General features: G+C 47.2%; 20 protein-coding genes and 1 pseudogene. 12 read left to right on the top strand and 9 right to left on the bottom strand.

Going from position 1 to position 18,357, the window contains the following annotated elements; translation table 11 throughout:
* Positions 1–8 precede the first annotated feature (8 nt).
* Together I8U23_RS05460 and I8U23_RS05455 are read left to right on the top strand one after the other, a co-directional pair.
* Positions 9–928 (top strand): annotated as a pseudogene (locus I8U23_RS05460) (class I SAM-dependent methyltransferase).
* Positions 929–960: 32 nt separating this feature from the next.
* The gene (locus I8U23_RS05455) at positions 961–1,461 is read left to right on the top strand and encodes a GNAT family N-acetyltransferase (protein ID WP_037995541.1); all 501 of its coding nucleotides are present in this window, start codon (positions 961–963) and stop codon (positions 1,459–1,461) included.
* 188 nt (positions 1,462–1,649) lie between these two features.
* On the opposite strand, the gene I8U23_RS05450 is transcribed toward I8U23_RS05455, so the two are convergent.
* The 6 genes from I8U23_RS05450 to I8U23_RS13395 form a co-directional block, all read right to left on the bottom strand.
* Positions 1,650–2,243 carry a pentapeptide repeat-containing protein gene (locus I8U23_RS05450; protein WP_121874170.1) on the bottom strand — a complete coding sequence of 198 codons (594 nt, stop codon included), beginning with the start codon at positions 2,241–2,243 and terminating at the stop codon, positions 1,650–1,652.
* Positions 2,244–2,258: 15 nt separating this feature from the next.
* Positions 2,259–3,395, bottom strand: coding sequence for a pre-toxin TG domain-containing protein (locus I8U23_RS05445; RefSeq protein WP_049720428.1), 1,137 nt, complete (start codon positions 3,393–3,395; stop codon positions 2,259–2,261).
* Between the two features lie 14 nt (positions 3,396–3,409).
* On the bottom strand, positions 3,410–4,024 hold the full coding sequence (locus tag I8U23_RS05440) for a YIP1 family protein (RefSeq protein ID WP_037995533.1): 615 nt from the start codon (positions 4,022–4,024) through the stop codon (positions 3,410–3,412).
* Positions 4,025–4,301: 277 nt separating this feature from the next.
* A complete protein-coding gene (locus tag I8U23_RS05435; protein ID WP_037995530.1) occupies positions 4,302–4,871 on the bottom strand; it encodes a manganese catalase family protein in 570 nt (189 codons plus the stop codon).
* Between the two features lie 15 nt (positions 4,872–4,886).
* On the bottom strand, positions 4,887–5,153 hold the full coding sequence (locus I8U23_RS05430) for a spore coat protein CotJB (RefSeq protein ID WP_037995529.1): 267 nt from the start codon (positions 5,151–5,153) through the stop codon (positions 4,887–4,889).
* The gene (locus I8U23_RS13395) at positions 5,153–5,410 is read right to left on the bottom strand and encodes a spore coat associated protein CotJA (protein ID WP_049720427.1); all 258 of its coding nucleotides are present in this window, start codon (positions 5,408–5,410) and stop codon (positions 5,153–5,155) included. Before I8U23_RS13395 ends, I8U23_RS05430 begins: the two co-directional genes overlap by 1 nt.
* Before the next feature lie 224 nt (positions 5,411–5,634).
* Between I8U23_RS13395 and I8U23_RS05420 the strand changes: the two genes are divergently transcribed.
* From I8U23_RS05420 to I8U23_RS05410, 3 genes are all read left to right on the top strand, one after another.
* The gene (locus tag I8U23_RS05420) at positions 5,635–5,847 is read left to right on the top strand and encodes an alpha/beta-type small acid-soluble spore protein (RefSeq protein ID WP_037995524.1); all 213 of its coding nucleotides are present in this window, start codon (positions 5,635–5,637) and stop codon (positions 5,845–5,847) included.
* Between the two features lie 191 nt (positions 5,848–6,038).
* Positions 6,039–7,598 (top strand): acetate--CoA ligase, encoded by a 1,560-nt coding sequence (locus I8U23_RS05415; RefSeq protein ID WP_232335454.1) that lies wholly within the window; start codon positions 6,039–6,041, stop codon positions 7,596–7,598.
* Between the two features lie 59 nt (positions 7,599–7,657).
* Positions 7,658–8,191 carry a hypothetical protein gene (locus tag I8U23_RS05410; RefSeq protein WP_121874173.1) on the top strand — a complete coding sequence of 178 codons (534 nt, stop codon included), beginning with the start codon at positions 7,658–7,660 and terminating at the stop codon, positions 8,189–8,191.
* 120 nt (positions 8,192–8,311) lie between these two features.
* Here the strand turns inward: I8U23_RS05410 and I8U23_RS05405 are convergent, their stop codons facing one another.
* On the bottom strand, positions 8,312–8,641 hold the full coding sequence (locus I8U23_RS05405; protein WP_037995515.1) for a hypothetical protein: 330 nt from the start codon (positions 8,639–8,641) through the stop codon (positions 8,312–8,314).
* Between the two features lie 86 nt (positions 8,642–8,727).
* Here I8U23_RS05405 and I8U23_RS05400 point away from each other — a divergent pair, with 86 nt between their 5' ends.
* Together I8U23_RS05400 and I8U23_RS05395 are read left to right on the top strand one after the other, a co-directional pair.
* The gene (locus I8U23_RS05400) at positions 8,728–9,861 is read left to right on the top strand and encodes a S8 family peptidase (RefSeq protein ID WP_121874174.1); all 1,134 of its coding nucleotides are present in this window, start codon (positions 8,728–8,730) and stop codon (positions 9,859–9,861) included.
* 119 nt (positions 9,862–9,980) lie between these two features.
* The gene (locus I8U23_RS05395; RefSeq protein ID WP_037995514.1) at positions 9,981–11,954 is read left to right on the top strand and encodes a peptidoglycan D,D-transpeptidase FtsI family protein; all 1,974 of its coding nucleotides are present in this window, start codon (positions 9,981–9,983) and stop codon (positions 11,952–11,954) included.
* Between the two features lie 152 nt (positions 11,955–12,106).
* Here I8U23_RS05395 and I8U23_RS05390 read toward each other — a convergent pair whose 3' ends face one another.
* Entirely contained in the window at positions 12,107–12,397 is a 291-nt protein-coding gene (locus I8U23_RS05390; RefSeq protein ID WP_082813516.1) for a gamma-type small acid-soluble spore protein, read from the bottom strand.
* A gap of 101 nt (positions 12,398–12,498) precedes the next feature.
* On the opposite strand from I8U23_RS05390, the gene asd reads away from it, so the two are divergent.
* The 5 genes from asd (at position 12,499) to I8U23_RS05365 (ending at position 17,238) form a co-directional block, all read left to right on the top strand.
* Positions 12,499–13,368, top strand: coding sequence for an archaetidylserine decarboxylase (gene asd, locus I8U23_RS05385; protein WP_049720421.1), 870 nt, complete (start codon positions 12,499–12,501; stop codon positions 13,366–13,368).
* The gene (locus I8U23_RS05380; protein ID WP_037996792.1) at positions 13,358–13,966 is read left to right on the top strand and encodes a rhomboid family intramembrane serine protease; all 609 of its coding nucleotides are present in this window, start codon (positions 13,358–13,360) and stop codon (positions 13,964–13,966) included. The genes asd and I8U23_RS05380 overlap by 11 nt, the downstream gene beginning before the upstream one ends.
* Positions 13,967–14,054: 88 nt before the next feature.
* Positions 14,055–15,287, top strand: coding sequence for an MFS transporter (locus I8U23_RS05375; RefSeq protein ID WP_082240726.1), 1,233 nt, complete (start codon positions 14,055–14,057; stop codon positions 15,285–15,287).
* A 94-nt stretch (positions 15,288–15,381) separates the two neighbouring features.
* The gene (locus I8U23_RS05370) at positions 15,382–15,846 is read left to right on the top strand and encodes a gamma-glutamylcyclotransferase family protein (protein WP_049720420.1); all 465 of its coding nucleotides are present in this window, start codon (positions 15,382–15,384) and stop codon (positions 15,844–15,846) included.
* Between the two features lie 24 nt (positions 15,847–15,870).
* Positions 15,871–17,238, top strand: a complete 1,368-nt coding sequence (locus tag I8U23_RS05365) for an aldehyde dehydrogenase (RefSeq protein ID WP_198050811.1) — start codon at positions 15,871–15,873, stop codon at positions 17,236–17,238.
* A 62-nt stretch (positions 17,239–17,300) separates the two neighbouring features.
* Here the strand turns inward: I8U23_RS05365 and I8U23_RS05360 are convergent, their stop codons facing one another.
* Entirely contained in the window at positions 17,301–18,344 is a 1,044-nt protein-coding gene (locus tag I8U23_RS05360; RefSeq protein WP_198050810.1) for an oxidoreductase, read from the bottom strand.
* Positions 18,345–18,357: the final 13 nt, after the last annotated feature.

The following is an 18,357-nucleotide window of genomic DNA, read 5'->3' as shown; positions in this document are numbered from 1 at the left end:
AGGGGTGTATGGACGTGAAAAAAGGGGAATCCAGTTTAACCGCGCTGATTTCCGCATTTGGCAGGGCTTATCACAGCCAATTTGATACACCAAAGATTTTCGACGATTTTCTCGCCAAACAATTGATGACACAAGAAGAATATGATGCCATTAAAACCCATATGGTTCAAGGAATTTCGTTTTTCAACCCGGAAATGGCCGAGCAACATCGGGACAATCCGGATGAAATATTGAAATGGATCACCCAAGTTCAGTTATCGCCAACGCCTTTGGCACGGGCGGCCTATTGCGAAGCGGTATTGCAAAAGGAAATCGAATCAGGGGTCAGGCAATATGTCATTCTCGGTGCAGGCATGGACACGTTTGCCCAGCGGTATCCGGAACTGAAAAACAGATTGGAAATCTTCGAATTGGATCACCCTTTCACCCAAACGTTTAAATTGCAAAGATTGCAGGAGGCGGGTTTGGAAATACCGGATCATCTTCATTTCATTGCTTGTGATTTTACAAAGCCGTTTTCTTACGAAAAACTGTATGAAAAAGGCTTTGGCGATCAAAAAACCTTTTTCAGTTTGCTGGGCGTTTCTTATTATTTAAGCAAAGAGGAGTTGGCCGGTTTGCTCCGGCATTTGTTTGCGAACGTTCCGGCGGGAAGTTCCATTGTTTTCGATTTTGCCGATGAACGACTTTTTGAAGAAAAAGGGTTCTGCAACCGGGTGGAGAACATGGTGAAAATGGCCGCGGCTGCCGGAGAGCCGATGAAATCTTGCTTTTCATTGCCGGAAATGGAGAACATGTTGGAGAAACCGGGCTTGCGGATCGTTGAACATTTATCGCCGGTCGATATTCAGGAGCGGTATTTTCGCAATCGGAATGAGCCTGCGAAACGATACATTTTCTTCATGCCGTAAAAAGGGAAGAACTTTGATAAGATTCTTTCTTTCAAAGAGAGGATGAAGGATGATTCTGGAAACAGAAAGGTTGTACTTGAGAGAATTGAAACAGGAGGATCTGGACCGTCTTCATGCCATCTTCTCCGATGAAGAGACCATGCGGTTTTACCCGGCGCCTTTCACCCGGGAACAAACCGGCCAATGGATCAAAAAAAATCAGGAACGATACCGGAAAGACGGGTTCGGACTGTGGGGGGTGTGTTTGAAAGAAACAGATGAACTCATTGGTGATTGCGGATTGGTTCGCCAGACGGTGGACGGCCGCACCGAAATTGAAATCGGGTATCATATCCATAAAAAGTATTGGTCCAGGGGATTTGCCACGGAAGCGGCCAAAGCATGCAAAGCATATGGCTTTCATCAATTGCATTTCAATAAATTGATCTGTCTCATCGATCCGAAAAATATTCCTTCCATCCGGGTGGCGGAAAAAATCGGTTTTACAAAAGAAAAAGAGGTTTTTATATTTGGCAAAAACCATGCGGTTTATTCGGGGTATAAAAAATAAGCTTATCGGGGATCCATCGGGTCTTGTATAAATCATCATCAGAAGCACTTGCCCTGTGTATTTGCAGGCAAGTGCTTCATTGGCAAGTAAAGATTGTTTTTTAATTTTTCCGGATCATGCTGAGGGTTTTTTATCATTCATCCAACTCTCCTCCGGGAAGAGCCGTAATCACGTGATCTTATGATTGATTAAACCACGTGGTTCATGAGCCATTCTTTGGCTTTATCGCCTTCAAGCATTATTGGATTTTCAGGTGTACCGATATTAATGCTTTTTATATATGCATTATCAATACCTCTGATGTCTGTTAATTTTGCTCCTTTAATCAAAACATCTTCAAAAACGGAGACACTTACATCCACATGTTTCAAAGTAGCCTCACGAAAGTCAGCCTCCACAAAAAGACTGTTCACTAACTTGGCATGGGTCAGGTCTGTTTTGTAAAAGATGGTTTCAAAGCACTCACATTTAACAAACCTTGCATTTTTGGCATTAGCATGAGAGAAATTCACATAAGATAAATTTGCTTTCGTAAAATCAGCATGGGCCAAATTGGTATATTGAAATGTGGAGGAACACAGATGTGATGCAAACCAATCTTTACTTTTTAAGTTCATTCCATCAAATACACAATCTGTTAAAAAAGATTGATCCAAGGGATATTCCATTAAATTCATTTCACGAAAATCGATTGCGTCCAATTTTAATTTTTCGCCTTTTTTGCCAATCGTTTTAATCCATATTTTATGGGCTTCCAGACAATTCAATATTTTTTCTTGCATTTTGAAAACCTCTTTCTATGGATACCATATGATTCGGTCCTCAACCCCATTCTTTTTAATTGCATCTTCTAACTCTTTGACATGTTGAGGAATTAAATCTCTTTTATCAATAATTACATTATGACCTCTGCGAAACTCCGCATTAATCTTTTTCATTGCTTTTTCAACAGTAAAAGCGCCCTTTCTTGGAGAAGTGTGACCATTTGGATAGGAAACAAAACTTTTTATGTCCCATTTTATACCTGTGGTGGTATCAATAAATTCTGCGCCCCCGTCAGCCTGTGGATCACGAATGATTTTTCCCAGCTTTCCTTGACTTTCAAGCGCTAAACCTATTTCTCTTTCTTTAATCCCCTGTTCTGTAATTTGTCCGCCATGAGAAGGGTCTCTTGCTAAATCGTCATATTCCTCTTGGGTTCTTTTGACAGGATGATTTTTCTGATTTTTTCCACCCCCGTTTGTGCCTTCAATCCGATTCACCTCAGGTCTCCGGGGAATGTCCGGGGGTCCGCCGGCAGGCTGCAGTTTGGGACCGAATCCGAATCGTTCAGCCAGATCATCAATATAGACACCAAATTTCTTTAATAATTTCTTTCCGCCATTAAATATTCCTTTCAGGATCACCCCTGCTTTTTTGCCGGGGCCGGAAGCAATGCCGATGGCTGAGATCACTTTATCGACCGGGCTCAGTTTGTCCCCGGAGATGGAATCTTTTCCGGTAAAGAGGTCCTTCAAATTTTTGATGTTGGAGATGACCGGAATACAGTCGACAACGCTGCTTAACGCCCGGTCTGCCTCTTTTTTCCTTTCGCCTTGCAATGGATCGCCTGTGTATAGATCATATCCCAACAAACTTTCGACTGATTTTTTGAAGAAGCCGTCCAAAAATTCGTCATTTGCCTGCTTGCTTAATTTCTCCAAGTCTTTTTTATCCTTGGCGGCACCGATCCAGATAAGAAAATCGCCCAGCCAGGTGTTTTCGTCTTTTTTCTGTTGCGCACCTTGATTCGGTTTGACTTTGGTAAAGTCCTCATTCACTTCGGGAACCTCAAAACCTCCCGATGGATCGGCATAGCATGTTCCCGCCGACATGAAAAGAACAGCGAAACAAACAACAAGCCTGAACAAGGTCATGCAGAATCTTTTGATCATGATGATCACCCTGTTTAAAAAATCATAAGAATTATGGCAATCAAAAGGTTAACCAATACAACCAACAGCAGGGAAATGAGCATGGCGAAAAATCCCCTGAGTTTGGAAAAAGAGTGGATTTCTCCCAATGCAACGGCCATAAAGACGGCCCACCAAATTAAGATGGCCAGATCAAGCAGATGGAGGAAAATAAATAAGATTGATAAAAATGTACTGTTTTCCACGGTGGGTTGAACGGTTTGAAAAATTTCGTTTCCCAGGATCAGGATTTCCAAAAATCGGATGATCAGCGAAGCGGCAAAAAAGATCCCTGACCATGCGACGACGGGTTTGATTTCTTTGGTTGATCCTGTGCCTCCCAACCATTGTCCGGTAATGGAAAACAAATAGGTGGAAATCCAGACAAACAGGTAACCGGTCACCGGACTAAAGATGATTGCAATCAGCAAGATGGCGGACAAGCTCAAGGTATCCCCTGTGGAGTTGAAATAAGAATTGTCCAGATTCATGGAAAGGCCGGTCAGCAATATCAGCATAACGGGTATTTTCTTGTTGTTTAAAATCCGCTGGACCGTGTCCCCGGGGTTTAACCATATGGACAACCATGGAATGTTGAATTTGTTTTTCAATGGAGACAACCTCCCGTAAAAATGTAATGTTCCGTACGGATCTCATGGATCAATCACCAAACCGGCGCAAGGTGACAGTCCTATTGGCCGGATTTAACGATGTGAAACAAGAAGTTGTTTTTATTATAGAATATATAAAATATTTTAAAAACAATGAACTCAAAAGATTTGTAGATTATTTCCATCGGGGCTGAGGTTGTCCCTTGCGCCAATACACAAAAACCGCCCCTTGAAATGGTGGCGGCTTTTTTATCTGAGACGGGATGACGTCGCTCGTTTAAAAATACTTCTTCTGCCCCTGATACTCTTTCAGGATTTCCACCGCTTCACGGAAACGCTGTGCATGCACCACTTCCCGTTCACGCAAGAATTTCAACGCATCATTGATGTCCGGGTCATCGGACATGTCAATCAGCCATTGGTATGTGGCCCGTGCCTTTTCTTCGGCGGCGATGTCTTCATACAGATCGGCAATGGGATCTCCTTTGGCCTGGATATAGGTGGCCGTAAATGGAACACCGGCGGCATTATGGTAAAACAGGGCTTTGTCATGATCTGCAAAATGGGCCCCCAGTCCTGCTTCTTTCAGCTGTTCCGGCGTTGCATCTTTGGTCAATTTGTACACCATGGTGGCGATCATTTCCAAGTGGGCAAATTCTTCTGTGCCGATATCCGTCAAAAGGGCTTTGACCTTGTCCGGCAACGTGTAGCGCTGGTTTAAGTAGCGCAGGGCTGCGGCCAGTTCCCCGTCAGCGCCCCCGTATTGTTCAATCAGAAATTTGGCCAGTCTCGGGTTGCATTGGCTGACCCGGACCGGGTATTGCAATTTTTTTTCATAAATCCACACCGAATCTTTCCCCCTTTATATTTCCCAAGGCCAGGGACCTTCATTCCATCCGTCGGGATACTGGTTAAAACTGTGTCCGAAATGCATCAGGGGACCGAACTGTTTTTCATATCGGCGGCGGAGTTTGTCGCGTTCTTTGGCGTACCAGTTGTATTGGTCAATGGCGGACAGATCATCCGGATGGGTATCCAAATAAAGGTTCAATTCAGTCAACACAAAATCCACTTCCTGTAACTGCTTGAGCATTTGGAAGCGTTTGGCGTGATCCGGATACGTATCCATTATCTTTCCTCCCTTGGCGTTTTTTTCGGAGGATAAGGGCTGTATAAAATAGGCCACAGTGTTCCGCGGCGCAGGGCTTTGTGCGGCGGATATTGGGGGAGGCCGGGCGGTTGAAAACCAAGGAATTGGTTGGGTGCAACGACGTAAGTTTTGACTCTTTGCGGAGGGCAGGGATCCAAAGGGCTGATGTACGGATACCAAACCCGCTGTTGATAACGGTACGGGTCGGGCGTATTGCGGTCGCGGCAGTCTTTCACTCCAATCACCCTTCCTGTGAAAAATAAAATGGGAGGCATAATAACGATATGTATAAAAAAAGCATTTTAGAATGAAAAACATATTTTCCGTTTACAAAAAAACGGTGATGATGCAAGAAAACTACTGATGACGGAAAACGGCTCGAATACCAAATTTTCCTATGCATTGGCTGATTTGATCCGACACAAGCTATAGACAACAAAGCCAAGGAGGTGAAAAACACATGGCACAACAAGATCGCACTCGCAGTTCTAATCAATTGCTGGTGGCTGGTGCTGCTCAAGCAATCGATCAAATGAAATATGAGATTGCTCAAGAGTTTGGCGTTCAATTGGGAGCTGACACCACTTCCCGCGCAAACGGTTCTGTCGGGGGAGAAATCACGAAACGTCTGGTTTCCATGGCTCAACAACAGCTTGGAGGAAGCAACTTCTAATTCAGGACAATGAAATAGCATGGTCATTGGGTGGCGGCTGTGGAAGCCGCCACTTTCAATGGAAAGAAATACATCCATCCGGGATGTTCCATTATTCATAATTTGTTTTATTCAAATTCTTTACTTTTTGGCGAAAAGTGTTTATTTTATAAACAATAGTTGCAATTATGAGAGATTGGGAGGGGATTTGGATGGCGAAACTTTACAATTTGACACAAGATATTGACCGCCATGCCCAAAGCGGCAAGGAAGCGATCCGCTGGGTCAACGCAGAGGGGAAAAGACGTTCGTTTTCTTATTCTGAATTAAAAGAGAGATCAGATCGTTTGGCCAAAGGGATGGTGGAGCTCGGACTGGACAAGGGAGACCGGGTCATGATTTTATTGCCGCGAATCCCTGAGGCTTACCTATCATACATAGCGTGCTTAAAAGCCGGATTGGTGGTGATTCCGGGATCGGAAATGTTAAGGGCCAGCGACATTGCCTACCGGCTTCGCCATTCCGGTGCGAAAGCGGTGATTGCCCATGCTTCACTTGCGGAACGGGTGGAAGAGGCGGAAAAACAATCTCAATCATTGCACAGCCGGCTGATTCACGGAGAGGAACGGGATGGCTGGAAACCTCTTTTATCCTTAAATGGAAGCGCTTTAACGGAACTCCCGGAAACCACCGAAGAGGATATGGCCTTTTTGTCTTACACATCGGGAACCACCGGCAATCCCAAAGGTGTGATCCATCACCACAGTTGGGCGATTGCCCATCAAAAGACGGCGACCGAAGCCTGGCTGGACATACAGACGGATGATGTGGTCTGGGCCACTGCCAGCCCGGGATGGGCCAAATGGATTTGGAGCCCGTTTGTATCCACTTTGGGAGCCGGGGCGACGGCGTTTGTATATCACGGGACGTTTGATGCCAAAACGTATCTGGAGCTCCTGCAGGATGAAAAAATCAATGTGCTTTGCTGTACCCCCACCGAGTATCGCATGATGGCGAAACTGGACAACTTAAAGGATTATCAGTTGTACTTGAGAAGCGCAGTCAGCGCCGGGGAACCCTTAAACCGGGAAGTGATTCAGGTCTTCCAAACCCATTTCGGGATCCGGGTGCGGGACGGTTACGGCCAGACCGAAAACACACTGTTGGTGGCCACCATGAAAGATATGGAAACCAAACAAGGTTCCATGGGCAAACCGACTCCCGGCAACAAGGTGGCCATTATCAACGACGAAGGAAAAGAAGTCCCGGCAGGGGAAGTGGGGCATATTGCGGTTCATCGTTCCTCACCGGCTTTGTTTAAAGGGTATTATCAGGATCCGGAAAGAACCCGGCAAGCATTTATTGGTGATTGGTACCTGACCGGAGACCGGGCAAGAAAAGATGAAGACGGATATTTCTGGTTTGAAGGCCGGGCGGATGATATTATTATCAGCTCTGGATACACCATCGGCCCCTTTGAGGTGGAGGACGCCTTGGTTAAGCACCCTGCCGTGAAAGAGTGTGCGGTGGTGGCCAGTCCGCATGAAGTGAGGGGGTCGATTGTCAAAGCGTTTGTGGTTTTGAAAGAAGGATTTTCCCCATCCGAAGAGCTGATCCAAAAGTTGCAAGATCATGTCAAAAAGATAACGGCTCCTTACAAATATCCGCGGGAAATCGAGTTTGTCGGCCACTTGCCCAAAACAGCCAGCGGAAAAATCCGCCGGGTCGAACTTCGGAATTTGGAAAAGCAAAGAAAACAGGCATCGTCTTGAAAGGATCAAAGCGCTTTCGGTATAATGAATGGGACTTGAATGGAAAAGGAGTCCATGAAATGAAGGTATTTGCGCATGGTTGCAATATCAACTTCCAGGAATCCGTCCGGGAAATGGTGATTTCCGATTGGAAGCGGCTTTTGGATAAAATGCTCGATCAGCAGGAAAAAACGCTTTTTGGGAAAATCGATCTTGAAGCAAAAGAAGTCAGGGTTTACGGCCGCTTGGAAAGCTTTGATTATGATGAGGAAGGGAACCGGTGCACGTTTTCTTTCCAATGCATGGATGAACCGAAGCAAGAGGAAGAGAACCGGAAGCTGGAAGATGTGTATTTGAGCCACGAAGCCAGCTTTGATATTGTGGATGAACAAGCTGGTCCCGTTCATTACCGGGTTTTATATATCACGTTTATGGATGAAGAGACGGGAGATGAAACCACTTATTTCTTTGCGGATGAAGATGGCGTCTTGGAACCGTTGGCTTGTGTGGCGGAATTTTGGCAGCAGGTATGGGAGTTGGGACGGGACATCGATTTTGAAATGTTTGGATGTTCGGTTTATGACATCAATCGCAAACCATGCGGTTGTGAATGAAATCACGGGATAAAGGGCAGAAGTCTTTGGACTTCTGCCCTTTTTTCGTTTTTTAGGTATATAACGTGTGACTTTGAACGGCTGTTTCATACAACTAAATCAACCGGAAAAAGCCATCGTTCACCATTTTCGCTTGTTTTTGAAGACCTCTTTAAACACGTTGCTGATGGCCGGAGTGTTCATGAGCTGAACCAGAAATTCATCAGAGCCGCTGCTTTCAGCGGATTGTTTGGAAACGGTTTTTTCTTTTTGGGGTTTGGTTTGGACTTGGTTCAACTTTGCGAGGGCAGAGATGAGTTCTTTTAAAACTTCTTTATCTGTCACCGCCAAGTTGACCGATTGCATAGCTTTCACGATGTCATCGAATTGTTTGATCCGTTTGGACAACAAGCCGGACCAGTTTTGGATTTCTTTCCAATAATCAAGAGAATCTTCCGGCTTTTTTTCCATCGTCGTACGCACCGCCTTTCAGGAGAAGGATTCGATGGAAATATATTCACAAAATTGTGAATCAGTGAAACCGGGGAGTGAAAATCATGGAATACACCAATGGTCTGCTCCCTTCTTCGGCAGAGAAGTGGAATGCGCGGCCGCCGCAAGGCATCCGGAAAATTTTTTACCTCCGCAGCGGCCATTCTTTGGACCGTTGTTTGAAGGGAATGAGATATTCAGGGGTCCGGCCGATTCGTTACTTGTCCCATTTGGGGATGATCATCGGGGAATACACCCGGCCTTCCCGCTCGCATAAACTGGAAGGAATCGAGTACTGGGAAAGCGACATCCGGATAACGATCACCGAACCTTATGTCGGAACATTGAGCACTCCTGTCAAGCAGGAAAATTTGCCTTGGGGAATTGAAAGAATCAAGGCACACAAGGCTTGGAAATGGAGTAAAGGAAGAGGGATACGGGTCGCTGTGATCGACACGGGCATTGCGGATGATCATCCGGCGATCCGTGACAATTACCGGGGTGGGATCAATATTCTCTCTCCTTACCATACCCCGAGGGATTATAACGGCCACGGCACGCATGTCGCAGGGATTATTGCCGGACGGACGGCAGAGGCCGGGATTGTGGGGGTTGCCCCGGAGACGCATATTTACGGGGTGAAGGCGTTTAACCGCAAAGGAAGTGCCAACCTTTCCGACTTATTGAGTGCGATCAACTGGTGCATCGAAAATAAAATGCATGTCATCAACATGAGCTTTGGCATGGACAAAGTCAGCGAATCCCTTCGCCATGCCATCCAGATTGCTCACCGGAAAGGGATTTTGATGGTTGCGGCGGCAGGGAATCAAGGAATGTCTTCCCGGATTGATTTTCCGGCCCGCTATCCGGAAACCATCGCGGTGACATCGATTTCGAAAAACGGGGAATTGTCGGTGTTTAGCAATATCAGCAAAGGAGTGGACATTGCCGCCCCGGGGGACCGGATCCTGTCTGCCTGGCTGAATCATTCCAAACGGGAGATGAGCGGGACTTCCATGGCGGTTCCCCATGTGACCGGAACCATTTCGCTCTTGTTGCATCTCAATCCGTATCTCAATCCGGAGCAAGTCCGTTACATTCTCACACAATCGGCGGAAAAGCACGATCACCTCAAGGAGATCGGCGCGTTGAATGCCTACGAGGTACTGCGGTTTTATCATAAGATCTACCGATATTAGGCCGGGTTTCCATTCAAAGAAAGGTTGGAAAAGAAAGATCGATTCCGGTGATTTTATGTTAAACTTATTATCGTGGTCAAAAGCGACAGCACCATATTGAAAAAGGATTGATCAAGGCGATGAAGAAGTCAAAGCAAAAAACAGGGGGCGCAGGGCTGGTTACCCAGCGTTTGCACATCCTGTGGTTCATTGTTGTTCTGCTCTTTGTCGCTGTGATATTGCGATTGGGTTGGATCCAGCTGGGCTCGGGAGAAAAATATCAACTGTTGGCCGAACAAAACAACTTCAAAAAAATCCCGATCGTTGCCTCAAGGGGGCAAATTTTTGACCGGAACGGTACGGAGCTTGTCGGGAATCAATCGCTGTTTGCCGCAATGTATATTGAACCGGATATCAGCAAAGAACAAAAATTGCAGACGGCAAAGAATCTGGCAAACACATTGGGGATGACCGTGAGCGAAGTCCTTGAAGCCATGGATGTCGGATTGGATGAAAAAGGAAACACCGTGATGCGCAAACAGCCCCCCTATTACCCGAAGAGCATCAAAGACCAATTGAGTGAGAAGGAAATTGTCAAAATCTCTGAAAACCCTGATCTTTTTCCCGGCGTGAATATTTTTTCCCAGCCGCTTCGCAAATACCGGACGGATACATTTGCCGTTCAAACCATCGGCTATGTCCGTCCGTTTGCCGGAGCAAAATCCTCGCTTTCCAGGTATAAAGATGCGGCGGAAAAAAAGGACCAAGGCGGTTACCTGGACTGGGAGCAAGTCGGAATTGACGGATTGGAATACACCTATCAGGATGAGCTCCGGGGAAAAAACGGTTATCGGCTGGTCCGGGTGAACTCCAGGGGAAAACTGGTTGAGGTGTTGAAAGAAGTTTATCCGAAATCGGGAAATCACTTGTATTTGACCCTGGATGAAAAAATGCAGCTGGATGCCGAAACATTTATCGAGCAACATTTGCGCCACTTGCGCACCACTTCCGGAAAAGACCGGGCACCGTATGCCAAAAATGCCTATGCCGTCGCCATGGAAGTCAAAACCGGAAAAATCCGGGCGATGGTCAGTTATCCGGACTATGATCCGGGGATTTGGAATCAAAAAGTGTCCCAAAAAGATTATCAAAATCTGAGTTATGTGATGAGAAACGGAACCATCACCGAAGCTCCTTATGATGCAAGGGGTGCGGCGAACCCGGAAAAAGAGATGCAAAAACATCCGCTGTCCGTTTTGCCGCCCGGATCCACTTTTAAGCCGCTCATGGTTTGGATGGGGTTGGAGAAAGGATTGATTTCGCCGAACACACACTGGGCCGATCCGGGAAAATATTATTATGCGAAAGCCACTCCCCCGGTGCGGAATTCCGGCGGGCACAATTACGGGATGTTAACTCCGGAAAAAGCGTTGCAAAAGTCTTCCAACACGTTTATGGCCTGGCTCGGTACCCGTTGGTATTGGAAAGAGAAGACGGAGGCGGTCCGCGAATTCCGTGAACTCACGCACCGCTTTGGTTTGGGGGTGAAAACGGGGGTTCCTTTAAAAGGAGAACAGGATGGATCGGAAGATTATCTTGTCACCGCCGAGAAATTCTCAGGTTTGGGCGCAATGGCTCTTTCTTCTTTTGGCCAAGCCCAACGGTACACCACGATGCAGTTGACCCAATATGCGGCGACGCTGGCGAACAAGGGGAAACGAATGAAGCCGCAACTGGTGGAAAAAGTGGTCAATCCCCATACGCGTGAAACCAAAGAGACCAAACCGGAAGTGTTAAACCAAACGGACATCAAGCCGGAACATTGGCAAACCGTTGTCAACGGCATGGTGAAAGTGACCAAGTCCGGCGGAACCGCCAGCGGACTGTTTGGCCATTTGCCCTTTGACGTTGCGGCAAAAACGGGTACGTCCGAACAAGACATTCCCGGCAGAGGCCGTGTGGAAAATTCCGTGTTTATTGCCTTTGCCCCGGCCGACGATCCGGAAATTGCGGTGGCTGTCGTTGTACCGGAAGGCGGATATGGTGCAGTGGCTGCCGGCCCGATTGCGGAGCGGTTGATCACTTCCTATTATGAGCAGTTTATGGCAAAGTGATCTGAAGCCGGCGGCGAGCCTGGCGGATAATTCCGTTTTCCGGTTCGTTTTGGGTAAAAGGATGGGTCGACCCTGAAACGGGTGATGTCAAGAAGAAAGAAAATCCCATCTACATCGCCGGTAGATGGGATTTCATCTTCTGATGAGGCCAATTATTGTTGTTGTTGGCCTTTTTTGGCTTGAGATTGCTGATTTTGTTGACGAACTTGTTGTGCATTGGTTTCGGAAGCAAACTCAGTTCCGAATTTACCAGCTTGTTGCCCTTGGCGTTGAGCTTGGCGAGCTTGTTGTTGCTGTTGTTGTTGTTGAGCTGCACCAGCTTGAGAAGCAAACTCGGTACCATATTTACCGGTTTGACGTTGAGCGGATTGCTGATTTTGCTGACGAACTTGTTGTGCATTGGTTTTGGATTCTTGCGGCCCAAAGTTTTTGTTGTTCATCATTCGTTCACCTCCCGTTAACTATGGTGTCCCCTTATGGAGCAATTATGTTTACCGTTTTTTTCCTGTTCGTTTGAAATTGAATGAACCCATAGGAGGCGCACATGAAACAGAGATATTTACAATGGGTTTTGAAATATCTTCCGAAAAGAACCATATCCCGGTGGATGGGGAAGCTTGCCCGGCAGCCGTGGAGCCGCAGGTTGATTCCCATCTACATCCGGTATTTTCGAGTCGATCTCACACCTGTAAAAAAGCCTGTTCACGAATTTGAAAATCTGCTTGCCTTTTTTATCCGGGAATTGCGGCCGGATATGCGGCCGGTTGCCCGAGAAGATGATTTGATCATCAGTCCCGTGGATGGTACGATTTCGCAGGTTGGTGAGATAACAGAAGGAAAGTTGTTTCAGGCCAAAGGAATCACTTATTCTTTGGAAGAGTTGCTGGGACATCAGAAAAAATATGTCAAGTCTTTTTTTGGCGGTCGTTTTATGACCATTTATCTGAGTCCGAGCGATTACCATCGCTTTCATATGCCGTTGGACGGCAAAATTCACGCTTGTACTCATTTGCCCGGCGAATTGTATCCGGTGAATCCGATGGTGGTAAATTGTATGAAAGGCATTTTTGTTATAAATGAGCGTTTGATTTCTTACATTGATTCCATGGATTGCGGAAAAGTGGCGATGGTCAAAGTTGGCGCAACCAACGTGGGGAGCATCAAAGTTTCCTACGACCGGAATATTGCCACCAACCTGAAGGCGAAAAAGGAATCTTTCCAAACGTACGATCCGGCTTTTTCCTTTAAAAAAGGCGAGGAATTGGGTTGGTTTGAATTCGGATCCACCGTCATCCTGTTGTTTGAACCCAATCAGATCGACTGGATGAATCATTGTGTCCCGGGTGCAAAAGTCCAAATGGGACAAGCCGTGGCACGGATTATAAAAAACGGAGGGGAGGCCATTGAACCATAGACGCGTCATCATCCCCTTGCATCAGTTTCCGCGTATGTTTCCAGTGGTGACCAGCATTTTAATCATTCAAGCCATCGTGTTTTTCTTTTTTTTGATATCGGGCCATCAGCATCACCCGATGCAATGGGTTCAGTTTGGAGCCATTGTGCAATGGCGTGTGGAAGAAGGGGAATTTTGGCGATTGCTTTTTTCTTTGTTTTTGCATGTGAACCTTTTCCAATGGCTGATGGTGTCTTTTACCATTTATTTGTTGGCTCCGCAGTTGGAATGGCTGTTTGGAAGAAGTGTTTTTTTGCTTCTCTTTTTGGTGACCGGCATGATCGGCAACTGGGGAATTTGCTGGATGGATTTCCAAGGGATTTATACAGGTGCGACGGAAGCTGTTTTTGGCTTGATGGGGGTTTACTTATATCTGCTTTTGCGTGGCATCATTCATCCCTTATTCGGAAGAGCCATGATCTTGTTGATTGTTTTGAGCCTGGCTTTGGGCCATGCATTTTTGTTTGCGCATATTTTGGCTTTGCTTGCGGGATTTGTCATGGCCATGGTGATTATTCAAATCAAACAATTCACAGCACGAAACAAGAGTGGTTTTTAAGGATTTCGGGACAGGCGGAAAAAGTCTGTCCTTTTTTGTTTTGTGGTAAAAAATCCGGGCTTGGATAAGCTAATACCGGTGATGGGTGATGCAAATCTTAAACATGGACCGGATGGACCGGGAAGCATGGCTTCTTTTGTTGACCAGCACCCTTTTTTTTATGGCCACTTCTCTGTCCAGCACTTTTGTGAATGTATACCTCTTTAAAATGGAAGAAGATTGGGTTTTCATCAGCATGTTTAATCTCATCCAGTACTTGACGACTGCGGTCACTTTTGCGCTGGGAGGCTGGCTGATCAAAAAACGGGACCGGGTGATGGCGATCCGGTTGGGGGTTGCGGTTCTGTCCTTTTTTTATCTCAGTGTATGGTGGTTGGGCGCCCGGTCGGTTGACTGGTTCGCCGCGCTCGGTGTCATCTTGGGGATGGGTTCCGGTTTTTATTGGCTGGCTTTCCATGTAATGTATTTCGAGATCACGGAAAAGGAGAACCGGGATATTTTTAACGGCCTTCACGGTTTCTGCACATCCGTGGGAGGAATCGTGGCCCCTTTTGTATCCGGGTTCCTGATCAGTCAGATGGGGGAGCTGAAGGGATACCGGCTGATTTTTGGCATTTCGTTGATCATCTTTTTATGCGCCGTTTTGGCCAGCTTTTTTTTCCGTTCCCGAAAAGCCCGGGGAAACTATCAATTGCACTCGGTTTTAGCTTTGGCACGGGATCGGGATACGGATTGGTTTTGGGTGAATTTGGCCATGATCGGCCAGGGGTTTCGCGAAGGGGTTTTTGCTTTTTTGCTTGGTTTGCTCTTTTTTGTCATTGTGAAGAGTGAATTGGCGCTGGGAAGTTTCTACACGGTTTCCTCCGCGATGTCCTGTCTTTCCTTCTTTATTGTCAGTCGCTATCTGAGGCCGGATTTGCGAAACCGTTACATGCTGGTCGGCGCCTGGATGATGGGATTGGCTGCGGTGCCGTTTGTTTTTCAAACCAATGAATGGACGATCTGGATCCTGGGGGTGATCGTTTCCCTGTTTTATCCTTTATACCTGTCCCCGATGACTTCCGTTGTCTTTGATGTGATCGGTCAATCCAGGGAAACCGCCAAGTACCGGGTGGAATATGTGGTTTCCAGGGAAATGGCATTAAATTTGGGACGCATGGCCGGTGTTTTGTTGTTTGTGGGATGGGTTCAATATTCGACGTCCCTTTCGTCGATCCGGTGGTTTGTTTTGGTCATCAGCTTTGTCCCGATTTTTGCATGGTGGGCGATGCGAAAGATTCCGGTACCAAAGCGCGTGGAAAACCACGCCCGGAGGATGTGAAAGACAGGACATCCTCAATGGATTTAACATTTCTGAATATATCAATTATTTTTGATTTGATACAATAAAAGAAAGCAAGGGAGGGGGGGCCGGATTGATCCTTTACTTTGCTTACGGTTCGTGCATGGATGAATTGAGTTTCAAGCGGACAGTGGGCGAAAACGGGTATAAACTCATGGGCAGAGCCGTTTTGCCGGATTTTCGGTTGGCTTTTACCTTGTACAGCCCGAACCGGAAAGGAGGGGTTGCGGATATTCTTTGGTCTCCGGGTGAAACAGTGGAAGGGATCCTGTATCAGTTGAACCCGAAGGCACTGCCGGATCTGGATGAACGGGAAGGGGTGAGCCGCGGGCGATACAAGCGGATCCAAGTGAATGTCTGCCATCAGGGGAAAAAGAAGATGGCGATGACTTACACGGTGGTGAAGAAAGAAAGCAAAGAGGTTTGCCCGCATCCGTCATACTTGAAAGAAATCATGCGGGGAGCCGGAAGGTTGAGTCGGGAATATCAGGAGCAATTGCGAAAGGCATGCAAGGAACGGTTTGGCATTTTCGTGTAACCGGAAAAAAGGGAGGGGAAACGGATGGATTTGTCCGGATTGGTCCGGAGGCAAAAAGCTTTTTTTTACAGTGGGAAAACCAGGGAGCTTTCGTTTCGGTTGAAAAACTTGCAAAAACTGCTGGATGCGGTGAAAAGGTATGAGCCGGATATCCTGACTGCATTGAAAAGAGATTTAAACAAGTCGGAGTATGAAGCCTATGTGATGGAAATTATGGTGATCAAAGAAGAAATCAAATGGATGAAAAAGAATTTGCGCAAGTGGGCAAAGCGGCGCAGGGTCAAAACTCCGCTGGTTTTATTCGGCGCCCGGAGTTATGTTTATCCGGAACCTTATGGCGTCAATTTGATTATTGGTCCGTGGAATTATCCGGTTCAATTGATTTTGTGCCCGTTGACGGGTGCCGTTGCGGCCGGGAATTGTGCCGTGATCAAACCGTCGGAATATACCCCGCATACCTCCAAAGTATTAAAGCAAATGATTGAAGGAATATTTGATCCGGAATATGTGGCTGTGGTCGAAGGGGAGGCGGAAACAGCCCAAGCATTGATCCGGGAGCCTTTTGACCATATTTTCTTCACGGGGAGTGTGGCCGTCGGCCGATCTGTCATGGAGAGTGCAGCCAAATCATTGACCCCGGTGACCTTGGAGCTGGGCGGCAAAAGCCCGGTGATTGTCAGTCCAGACTGTAATCTGGAGTTGACTGCCCGCCGGATTGTCTGGGGCAAGTTTACCAATGCCGGGCAAACTTGTGTGGCGCCGGACTATGTATATGTTCCGGAAGAGATCAAAGAGGCCCTTTTGAATCGGATGAAAGAGGAGATCAAGCGTTTTTACGGGGAGAATCCGCTGGAAAATCCGGATTATACACGGATTGTGTCCGAAAAGCATTTCCATCGGTTGCAGTCCTTTCTGGCACCGGACCGTATTGTCGTTGGCGGCAAAAGCGATCCAAAGTCGCTTAAGATTGAACCGACCATCCTGGATCCCGTTTCTTGGGAAGATCCCGTCATGCAGGAAGAAATTTTCGGCCCGGTCTTGCCGGTGTTGACCTATTGCAAGCTGGATGAAGTGATCCAAACCATCCGGCAGCAACCGAAACCGCTTGCACTCTATGTGTTTGCAGAAAACAAAAACGTGCAGGAAAAAGTGATTGCTTCCTTGCCTTTCGGCGGGGGATGCGTCAATGACACGCTGACGCATGTCGGAACCCCGCATCTGCCCTTCGGGGGAGTGGGCCCCAGCGGGATCGGAAGGTATCACGGTAAATACAGTTTTGATTGTTTCTCCCACCAGAAGGGAATGATAAAACAAACCACGCGGTTTGATATGGCTTTGCGTTATCCTTATGTGAGAAGCGGTTTGAAATGGATCCGGAGATTGACAAGATAAAAACCGCGGAAGCGGGGAAGAGGGTTCCCTGCTTCTGCGGTTTTTTTGTCGGTCGCCTACGTTTACAAATCAATCCGCCGGCCTTCCCGGTGGCTTTGGATGACGGCTTCAATGATGCGGATGGTTTCACGGGCTTCTTCGGCGGTCACGGGCGGCCGGGAGCCGGTGCGGATGGCTTCGGCCAGCTTTTGATAATACATTTCATAGCAGCCGGCAAGAGAAGGAATGGTCGCCGAAATTTCCAATCCGTCCTTTTCGTAAACCGCTTTTAAATAGTGTTCCGGACGTTCTTTGCCCCATTCGGGGGCATGGGGGGTCAGGCCGTTTTTCAATTGCTCTTCTTGCGGATCCATCCCGTATTTAATCAAAGTTCCCTGCCTTCCGTGTATTTCGTAACGGGGACCCGGCGATTTCACCAGACAGCCGGCTTCCAGCCGGACCCTCAAACCGGATTCATAGCCGAGAACCAGGTGAAAGGCGTCCGTGGTTTGCGCCTGCGGGCGTTGTTTGAACAACTCCGCGGACACGAATTGAGACAATCCGAATAAGACCAATGCCTGATCGACCAAATGGGAACCCAAGTCATAGAGCAATCCGGAGCCGGGAAGATCCCATTCGCGCCACCGGTCTTTGACTTGCGGGCGGAACCGGTGAAAATGGGCATGATAAGTGTGAACCGTTCCGATCAATTCTTGACTCAGGCATTTTTGGACGGTCAAAAAATCGCTGTCAAAACGACGGTTTTGGTAGACGCTTAAGATGCGGTTTTGCTTTCGGGCGAGTTGAATCAGTTCATCGGCTTCTTCGGTGCGAATGACAAAAGGTTTTTCCACCACCACATGTTTGCTGGCCGCCAGCGCTTCTTTGGCATAGGGATAATGGGTTTCATTGGGGGATGTGATGATGACCAGTTCCAATTCGGGATCGTTGAGCATCTCCTCCAATGTTCCGGTAATTTCTGCTTCCGGGAGCGATTGTTTGACCACTTCGGGTTTGGAAGAAAGGACTTTGGTCAATTTCAGGGCCGGTACGGCCTGAATGACCGGCGCATGAAAAGTGGACCCGGAAAAACCAAAGCCGATCAGTCCCGTCTGAATGGGTTTCATATGAAAACACTTC

The organism is Thermoactinomyces sp. CICC 10735, assembly GCF_016055175.1.
GTDB lineage: Bacteria > Bacillota > Bacilli > Thermoactinomycetales > Thermoactinomycetaceae > Thermoactinomyces > Thermoactinomyces vulgaris.
This window is presented reverse-complemented; position numbering and strand designations above follow the sequence as displayed.

What these genes read in the sequence shown, in the direction of transcription:
- I8U23_RS05455 (WP_037995541.1), top strand. Translation starts at nt 961, where the DNA reads ATGATTCTGGAAACAGAAAGGTTGTACTTGAGAGAATTGAAACAGGAG.
- I8U23_RS05450 (WP_121874170.1), bottom strand. Translation starts at nt 2,243, where the DNA reads ATGCAAGAAAAAATATTGAATTGTCTGGAAGCCCATAAAATATGGATT.
- I8U23_RS05445 (WP_049720428.1), bottom strand. Translation starts at nt 3,395, where the DNA reads ATGATCAAAAGATTCTGCATGACCTTGTTCAGGCTTGTTGTTTGTTTC.
- I8U23_RS05430 (WP_037995529.1), bottom strand. Translation starts at nt 5,153, where the DNA reads ATGGATACGTATCCGGATCACGCCAAACGCTTCCAAATGCTCAAGCAG.
- I8U23_RS05420 (WP_037995524.1), top strand. Translation starts at nt 5,635, where the DNA reads ATGGCACAACAAGATCGCACTCGCAGTTCTAATCAATTGCTGGTGGCT.
- I8U23_RS05415 (WP_232335454.1), top strand. Translation starts at nt 6,039, where the DNA reads ATGGCGAAACTTTACAATTTGACACAAGATATTGACCGCCATGCCCAA.
- I8U23_RS05410 (WP_121874173.1), top strand. Translation starts at nt 7,658, where the DNA reads ATGAAGGTATTTGCGCATGGTTGCAATATCAACTTCCAGGAATCCGTC.
- I8U23_RS05405 (WP_037995515.1), bottom strand. Translation starts at nt 8,641, where the DNA reads ATGGAAAAAAAGCCGGAAGATTCTCTTGATTATTGGAAAGAAATCCAA.
- I8U23_RS05400 (WP_121874174.1), top strand. Translation starts at nt 8,728, where the DNA reads ATGGAATACACCAATGGTCTGCTCCCTTCTTCGGCAGAGAAGTGGAAT.
- I8U23_RS05395 (WP_037995514.1), top strand. Translation starts at nt 9,981, where the DNA reads ATGAAGAAGTCAAAGCAAAAAACAGGGGGCGCAGGGCTGGTTACCCAG.
- I8U23_RS05390 (WP_082813516.1), bottom strand. Translation starts at nt 12,397, where the DNA reads ATGATGAACAACAAAAACTTTGGGCCGCAAGAATCCAAAACCAATGCA.
- asd (WP_049720421.1), top strand. Translation starts at nt 12,499, where the DNA reads ATGAAACAGAGATATTTACAATGGGTTTTGAAATATCTTCCGAAAAGA.
- I8U23_RS05375 (WP_082240726.1), top strand. Translation starts at nt 14,055, where the DNA reads ATGCAAATCTTAAACATGGACCGGATGGACCGGGAAGCATGGCTTCTT.
- I8U23_RS05365 (WP_198050811.1), top strand. Translation starts at nt 15,871, where the DNA reads ATGGATTTGTCCGGATTGGTCCGGAGGCAAAAAGCTTTTTTTTACAGT.
- I8U23_RS05360 (WP_198050810.1), bottom strand. Translation starts at nt 18,344, where the DNA reads ATGAAACCCATTCAGACGGGACTGATCGGCTTTGGTTTTTCCGGGTCC.